The sequence below is a fragment of the Microcoleus sp. Pol17C6 genome (genome assembly GCF_036701145.1).
Classification (GTDB): Bacteria; Cyanobacteriota; Cyanobacteriia; order Cyanobacteriales; family Microcoleaceae; genus Microcoleus.
In genome coordinates, this window is sequence record NZ_JAUBQH010000045.1 from 47211 (window position 1) to 54939 (window position 7729).

Sequence of the window (7729 nt, forward strand, 5' to 3'; positions counted from 1 at the left end):
AATACCATGACTTATCATTTGTTTGGCAACATTTTGACCAATTACGGCATAGCTGCTAACAACAGGGGTGAAAACCAACGTAACGTCACAACTTTGCAGCGCTTAGCATGGAAAAATTCGCTGCGGACTACTGTATCTGCTGAGGCTATTCGGTGGGCAATTCGCTATCAGTGGCAGTTTTTAGGAGAAGATGTCAACCGCAAATGGGATGATGATAAAAATGAAAATTATCGCGTTCAAGAAGGTGTTTTCGATCCTGAAATCTACATTGATGATGATGTTTTGGGTTACATGGATGCGAAAGCGGCAACGGAAGATATCAATAATGATGGGGTTCCAGAGTCGAGCGACACCAAACCAACTGCTAAAGGCGGCAAGGCTAAAGCTAAACTGAAAAAAGGGGAAAGTATTGCTCGCAGGGGGGTGCTAGAAGTGACTCGCGCGATTTCTTTGACTGCGGATACTGGCGATTTGTTTTTTGGCTCGACTAGCGGCAAAAAAGACCGGAAATCTATTCATCAAACGGAGGCTCACGCTACTCGCTATCAGTACGGTTTTGCGATGACTCCGCACCGTTTGAAGGTTGCGAATCGGGTGATTTCTGTTTTGGATGCTTTGGCTTCTCTCGGAGGTGTTGCGGGAAATCACGCTCGGTTTCTTTACGATTTTTCTCCTGAAAGTATTGTGCTCAGGTGGACTCACGATTTTGCTCCCCGGATTCTTTACTGCTTTGAGGAAAATCGCAAAGGGGAGATTTCAATATCGGATTTGGTGCGCCGCATTGAGGCTGGAGATATTGACCCGAATGAGGTGTGGATTGGCGGTGCAATTTCTGTGGAGCCGGAGGTGGAAGAATTGGAGCAATTGGGTGTGAAAGTTTTTCGGGGGATTAAGCCGGCGGTGAGGGATTTGCAGTCTGTGATTTTGTCGGATATCGATCGGGAGGCTGCATGATCGGGTTGCGAATTGAAGTGCCAATTGCTTGTTGGCGGCAGTCTTATGCGCGGGAATATGCGGAAAGTTATCCGGTGCCGCCGCCGGCTACGGTGTACGGAATGCTGCTGTCAATGGTGGGGGAAATTAACCGCTATTCTCACTGTGGCTGTAAGATTGCGATCGCCCTTTTGTCTGCTCCCAAAAGTTCGACTTTGCTGCGGACTGTTCGGCGGGTGAAAGTTGCGAAGGAGGAGTTTGCCGCAGGCAATGCGCGGCCGGATTTTCAGGTGTTGCTGACTGGTATTGATTTGGGAATTTGGGTGGATTTTGGCGGGGATGTTGGCAATCCCAAGCTGTTGGAAAGATTGCGGGAGGCAATTTTGCGCCCGGAGTCGGTGAGTAGATTTGGTGGGGTTTCGCTGGGGGAAAGTCGGGATTTAATTAATTCTGTTTTGCTGTGGCGGGATGAGTTTGAAGCTGATATTTGTCAGTGGTTGATTTTAGATCGAAATGGGTATTTGGCTTTGCCTTGCTGGGTGGATCATGCGGGTTCTAAAAAGACTAGGTGGCAGCGCTATGTTTTGGCTGATGCTGGGGATTTTTTGCTGGCGGATTTGTTGGCTGGGGTTGATTGCTGGAGTTCGATCGGGCCTGAGTAATGGATTTAGTGTGGCAAGGTGCTTGCAAAAATGGCTGGGAGGGTCTATTGTGGAAGGGGTTAGGCGATCGGCCTACTAATAACCTTTGATGCCGTTAGGCGTTGATCACTGCGATCGAACTGCTTTGATGTTGGAAGGAGGTTTTAAGGATTTAGTCGGGCAAGGTGCTTGCAAAAATAGTTTCGACGGTTTATTCTTTAAGGGGTTGGGCGATCGGCCTGAAATAACCTTTGATGCCGTTAGGCGTTGATCACTCGAGCACTCCGTTGGGCCACAAACTAAATTCGTCCTGAAATAACCTTTGATGCCGTTAGGCGTTGATCACGGACTAATAGGCCCATATAGAAAGGAAGGCAGTTGCTGAAATAACCTTTGATGCCGTTAGGCGTTGATCACGAACCGTACTTTCATCAACGCTTGGTCAAAAAAGACGCTGAAATAACCTTTGATGCCGTTAGGCGTTGATCACTTCAGCCCGCAATTCTCAGCTTCGTGCTGCATGATTATGAAATAACCTTGGATGCCGTTAGGCGTTGATCACTCGGCAGAAGTAATGCAAGGGCAAGCCACTTCTTCACTGAAATAACCTTGGATGCCGTTAGGCGTTGATCACCAGACTTTCAAGGACGGAAAACCTGAAACCCAATCTGAAATAACTTTTGATGCCGTTAGGCGTTGATCACAAGGTATGCCGCGTGTTGTATTGCGGTCTGTAACCATCTGAAATAACCTTTGAGGCCGTTATGCGTTGATCACATCGAAACTTGGGGAGAGGAAGGGCAAAAACCTTGCTGAAATAACCTTTGATGCCGTTAGGCGTTGATCACTCTCCATCCAGTTTGTCGGCCGCTTTGCCGTTGTCTGAAATAACCTTTGATGCCGTTAGGCGTTGATCACATGGCAATTACTCATGCAGCAATCTCAGCGGCCGCTGAAATAACCTTTGATGCCGTTAGGCGTTGATCACTTGGTGACTTCTTGGGTAACGCCGATGCCGCAAGTTCTGAAATAACCTTTGATGCCGTTAGGCGTTGATCACTAAGGCTTGGGTTCTCGGTATTTGGGATCTGATCTGAAATAACCTTTGATGCCGTTAGGCGTTGATCACTGCGCTGAATCTACTATCCAAGTAAGTTACGCACTCTGAAATAACCTTTGATGCCGTTAGGCGTTGATCACGCTTACGGATACGAGCAATACAAGAAAGATTGCCCTGAAATAACCTTTGATGCCGTTAGGCGTTGATCACAAAACAGAGAAGGAAATGTCTGCAACGTTGAAGGCCTGAAATAACCTTTGATGCCGTTAGGCGTTGATCACTAAGAAAAGCTGTTAAGGCGATCGCAACCTTTACATCAATCTGAAATAACCTTTGATGCCGTTAGGCGTTGATCACCAAGCAAACCGTACTTTCAGGACTTCACCCTTGGGCCTGAAATAACCTTTGATGCCGTTAGGCGTTGATCACGCCCAAGCGATCGCACTTTCCCCCACGCAAGTTCTCTGAAATAACCTTTGATGCCGTTAGGCGTCGATCACATCAACCGCGCTCGTCAAGACAATTCTATCTTGACAAAATGTGATGGTGGTAGTTATAATGCTAATAATTATATTTTCAAATAAGATTTCCAAAAATTAGTTAATGAAATAGTAATTGAGATCAAAATTGCTCATTACCCTCCTTATACATCTAAATATATAGCAAAACCATTTGATTCGTCAACAATCGATTCAATCATCACAAGCGTTTCAGGTTGTTCTACCTTCACGACTCAAATAGACTTGCTATACTCCCAGAGAACATCGACTTTTTCCTCATATTACCAGGGCTTGTCAAGGATGAATTTTTACAAGTTTAGAATTAGTCAAAGTTCTCGTGGAAAAAACTCACAGTAAAACCGGACTATTTGTAGCTGTAAATATTCTTAACAAAGTTTATAAAACTGGTCGAAAGGTGGCTGATAATTTCAAAAATACTAGGCAAATTGTTTTTGACGAATTTTTGGCCTAATGGAATTATCGAGCCATACCCTAACCTGAGTAATTCCTTAAGTTGTTTTTTCTTAATTTATTAACAAGTTGGCGAAAATTATTTAAGCTATTCCTTGTAATATTTCCTCTATTTTGGCGTGAAAAACAACCCAATTGAGACAACTATTTTCTAGCCATATCTGAATAAATTTTGATCATTGAAAAAGCTCTGTTAAAGCAGTTAGTAGAATTGCAAGATACAGTTGTCTTTCTGATTACGTCCGTTTTCAGATGTCATAGTAAAGAGTATATTGACCCAAAGCTTTCTCTAAATCGGCAATTCTAGACTCTCGGATAAAACTTTTAACTTCAACGGCTATCTTGCGATAGTTGTTCTCAGCAGCTAATAGCTGTTCGGCACCAAGATCGATAGGTTTATCTTCGCCCAAGCCAAGGGATACGGATCTTGGGTAGTTGTCCAGCCAGCCTTAATCAGAGCCTGTTTGACAACTTGATGATAAATGTCTCTTGCTGGCAGGATCGCTCTCTTTTGCGATCGAGGTTGACACTGACTATTATAATGTGCAGAAGTCTCAACCATTATTCGAGAAATTCAATCTGAAACAACACGATCGCCCAATCGCCCCACCCAAATAGTCCTGAATCCACATCGAGGCCAGAAACCGGGTTTCTTCCTATATCTCTAGCCCAGAATCTGCGATTTTTCATAGAAACCCCGTTTCTTCGCGTAACTCCTACCAAATCAAAATCTGGCAATACGCTAAATATAATTAAAATTTGTTAAGATTAACTCGACCTCAGCGCCGGCATCCCATCCGCCGCTAAACCTGCCCTTCCCCAGTCCCCACAACAATGCTGCGACTCGAACACATCAGTAAAATTTACCCCACAGGCGTCGTACTCAAAGATGTCACCTGGGAAGTCAAACCGGGCGATCGCATCGGCTTAGTCGGCGTTAACGGTGCCGGTAAATCCACCCAACTCAAAATCATCGCCGGCGAAATCGAACCCACCGCCGGCGAAGTTATTCGCCCCGCCAGCTTGCACATCGCCTACCTCTCCCAAGAATTTGAAGTAGATCCGACTCGCACCGTCAAAGAAGAATTTTGGCGTGCCTTCAGCGAAGCCAACGAAGTCCATGAATCCCTAATGCAAGTCCATCGAGACTTGGAAAACTCCTCCCCAGAAAATCTCGACGAACTGATCCACAAAATGGATCGGCTGCAACGGCAATTTGAAGGCTTAAACGGCTACGGTTTAGAAGCCCAAATCGAGAAAATTCTGCCCGAAATCGGATTTGAACCCGAAGACGGCGATCGATTAGTCAGCGCCTTCAGCGGCGGCTGGCAAATGCGGATGAGTTTGGGCAAAATTCTCCTCCAAAAACCCGACATCCTCCTACTAGACGAACCTACCAACCACCTAGACTTAGAAACCATCGAATGGCTGGAAGTTTACCTCAAAGGGCTGACAACCCCAATGGTAATCGTATCCCATGACCGAGAATTTCTCGATCGGCTCTGCACTCAAATCGTCGAAACTGAACGCGGTGTTTCCAGCACTTACCTTGGCAACTACTCCTCCTACCTGCTGCAAAAAGCAGAAGCCAGAGAAGCCCAACTCAGCGCCTACGAAAGCCAGCAAAAAGAACTCGAAAAACAGCAAGCATTCGTAGAAAAATTCCGCGCCAGCGCCACTCGCAGCACCCAAGCCAAAAGCCGGGAGAAACAGTTAGACAAAATCGAACGCATCGAAGCCCCCACAGGCGGATTAAAAACTTTGCATTTCCGCTTTCCCCCCGCACCCCGCAGCGGCCGCGAAGTAGCAATAATTGAAGATTTGGTGCATACCTACGGCGAAAAAATCCTATTCTTGGGAGCCGACTTGTTAATTGAAAGGGGCGATCGTATTGCCTTCCTCGGCCCCAACGGCGCGGGCAAATCAACCCTGCTGCGCCTGATTATGGGTTTAGAAAAGCCTTCTGAAGGTACAGTCAAATTGGGAGGTCACAACGTCATCCCCGGTTACTTTGAACAGAATCAGGCAGAAGCCTTAGATTTGAATAAAACCGTGATGGAAACCATTCACGACGAAGTACCGGACTGGAAAAATGAAGAAGTTCGGACTTTGTTGGGGCGGTTCTTGTTTACCGGCGAAACAGTATTCAAACAAGTCGGCGCTTTGAGCGGCGGAGAAAAAGCCCGTCTGGCTTTAGCAAAAATGCTGTTGACTCCCGTGAATTTGCTAATTTTGGACGAACCGACCAATCACCTCGACATTCCGGCGAAAGAGATGATGGAAGAAGCGATTCAGAATTATGACGGTACGGTAATTATCGTTTCGCACGATCGCTATTTCATCTCCCAAGTTGCTAACAAAATAGTCGAGATTCGGGACGGAGAGTTTCGCCCTTATTTGGGAGATTACCACTACTATCTCGATAAAATAGCTGAAGAAAAAGAGCTAGCCAAGTTAGCAAAAATTGAAGCAGAAAAAGCGGCTAAAAAAGCCGAAAAAGAGGCAAAGAAAAAAGCTGCCGCTAAGCAAAAATAAACTTGCATCCCTCGCAGATAAACCTTAAATCCGCGTTTATCTGCGTGTAGCTGCACTTTTAAAAAAAAAGATTATTAACTAACCCAAAATTCGATTAATCATTTGATTCGCCTGGGAGTCGTAACTCCCACCAAACAAATTAAAATGATTTAAAATGTGATACAGATTATAAAGAGTTTTGCGTTCTTCATACCCTGAATCCAAAGGCCAAACCTGATTATATCCCCGGTAAAACTGCGCCGGAAATCCACCAAATAGCTCAGTCATCGCAAGATCAACTTCTCTATCTCCAAAATATGCCGCCGGGTCAAAAATCACCGGTTCCCCCGCAGATGTCACCCCCGCATTTCCCCCCCACAAATCTCCGTGCACTAGCGAGGGTTGAGGTTCATAACCAGCTAACAATTCAGGAATCATCTCTAATAAACGTTCCCCTTGTGGAAAATGACCGCCCCGACGCCTAGCCAATTTTAACTGATAACCAATCCGATGTTCTGCCCAAAATTCTGCCCAGTTTGCTGTCCAATTATTAATTTGTATAGTTGAGCCGATCGTATTATTAATATCCCACCCAAAAACTCCCCTCCACAAGCCCGAATTAGGCTCTTCTTTCCCCCTTAGCAAGGGGGGGTTGGGGGGGGTGTATTTGTGCATTGCGGCGAGTTTTCGCCCCATTTCTTCCCAAGCTCGATCGCCCCCGCGTCCTCCCAAATCCAGCCATTCCAGCACAATATAAGCTGAATTCCCCTCAGTTCCCCAGCAAATCGGCTGAGGTACTCGAATCGTCTGGGTTTCCCCCATTTGCTGCAAACCCAGCGCTTCAGCTTCAAACATCGGCACTTGGGAAGCTTGATTGATTTTCGCGAAGTAAGCGCGGGAACTGCTGCTGATACAATAGCCTTGATTGATGCAGCCACCGCTGACAGAACGTCGATTGTCGAGAGAAAATGTTTCTCCGGTTGTTTCACAGATCTGTGCGGCAATTTTGTCCCACATAGCATCAAATCGTGTTGAGGGCGATCGAAATTAGTTTAACAGGTATGGCAACTTAATCAGCAAAAACAACAAAGCCCCTATCTGAAGCTCAGAAGAGGCTGTGTAATGTCAAATATAATCGCAAGCATCGAAATATTTTCGAGATGCAGTGACGGGTCAAATATCTTCGCCACATGGGCGTTTAATAAGCAAAAAGTTGTCAGGGAGAAAAACGCTGAAGACTGCACAGAATTAAGTCATCATGATTACCATGTGGAAACAGAGGTCAAGCCCTCGGTCTATTAGTACGCCTCAGCTTCATCCCTCTCAGGACTTCCACTTAACGCCTATCAACGGGTGTTCTGCCCGTGACCTTACTGGATAACTCCATGAGAAGACTCATCTTGAGGTGGGCTTCCCACTTAGATGCTTTCAGCGGTTATCCACTCCGCACTTGGCTACCCTGCGTTTACCGTTGGCACGATAACAGGTACACCAGCGGTGCGTCCCTCCCGGTCCTCTCGTACTAGGGAGGAATCCTCTCAATCTTCTTGCGCCTGCACCGGATATGGACCGAACTGTCTCACGACGTTCTGAACCCAGCTCACGTACCG

At 46.1% G+C, this 7729-nt stretch carries 5 protein-coding genes, 1 rRNA gene, 1 pseudogene and 1 CRISPR repeat array; of the genes and pseudogenes, 3 read left to right on the forward strand and 4 right to left on the reverse strand.

The genetic code is table 11. The annotated features are described in order from the left end of the window. Positions 1–6 precede the first annotated feature (6 nt). Positions 7–954 (forward strand): DevR family CRISPR-associated autoregulator, encoded by a 948-nt coding sequence (locus tag QUA25_RS20640; RefSeq protein WP_333040967.1) that lies wholly within the window; start codon positions 7–9, stop codon positions 952–954. Further along, the gene (cas5, locus tag QUA25_RS20645; RefSeq protein ID WP_333040969.1) at positions 951–1595 is read left to right on the forward strand and encodes a type I-MYXAN CRISPR-associated protein Cas5/Cmx5/DevS; all 645 of its coding nucleotides are present in this window, start codon (positions 951–953) and stop codon (positions 1593–1595) included. The genes QUA25_RS20640 and cas5 overlap by 4 nt, the downstream gene beginning before the upstream one ends. Before the next feature lie 218 nt (positions 1596–1813). Beyond that, a CRISPR array of direct repeats spans positions 1814–3134; the repeat unit is 36 nt; unit sequence CTGAAATAACCTTTGATGCCGTTAGGCGTTGATCAC. 719 nt (positions 3135–3853) lie between these two features. Here cas5 and QUA25_RS29550 read toward each other — a convergent pair. Continuing rightward, positions 3854–4167, reverse strand: a pseudogene (locus QUA25_RS29550) (element excision factor XisH family protein). Beyond that, positions 4167–4295, reverse strand: a complete 129-nt coding sequence (locus QUA25_RS20660; protein ID WP_333040973.1) for a hypothetical protein — start codon at positions 4293–4295, stop codon at positions 4167–4169. The pseudogene QUA25_RS29550 and the gene QUA25_RS20660 overlap by 1 nt, the downstream one beginning before the upstream one ends. A 144-nt stretch (positions 4296–4439) precedes the next feature. On the opposite strand from QUA25_RS20660, the gene QUA25_RS20665 reads away from it, so the two are divergent. Further along, complete coding sequence (locus tag QUA25_RS20665) at positions 4440–6140, forward strand: ABC-F family ATP-binding cassette domain-containing protein (RefSeq protein ID WP_333040974.1); 1701 nt, start codon at positions 4440–4442, stop codon at positions 6138–6140. A gap of 78 nt (positions 6141–6218) precedes the next feature. Here the strand turns inward: QUA25_RS20665 and QUA25_RS20670 are convergent, their stop codons facing one another. Both QUA25_RS20670 and QUA25_RS20675 read right to left on the reverse strand, forming a co-directional pair. Next, entirely contained in the window at positions 6219–7136 is a 918-nt protein-coding gene (locus QUA25_RS20670; protein ID WP_333040975.1) for a fructosamine kinase family protein, read from the reverse strand. A 261-nt stretch (positions 7137–7397) separates the two neighbouring features. After that, positions 7398–7729, reverse strand: a 23S ribosomal RNA gene (locus tag QUA25_RS20675); the annotation flags it as partial.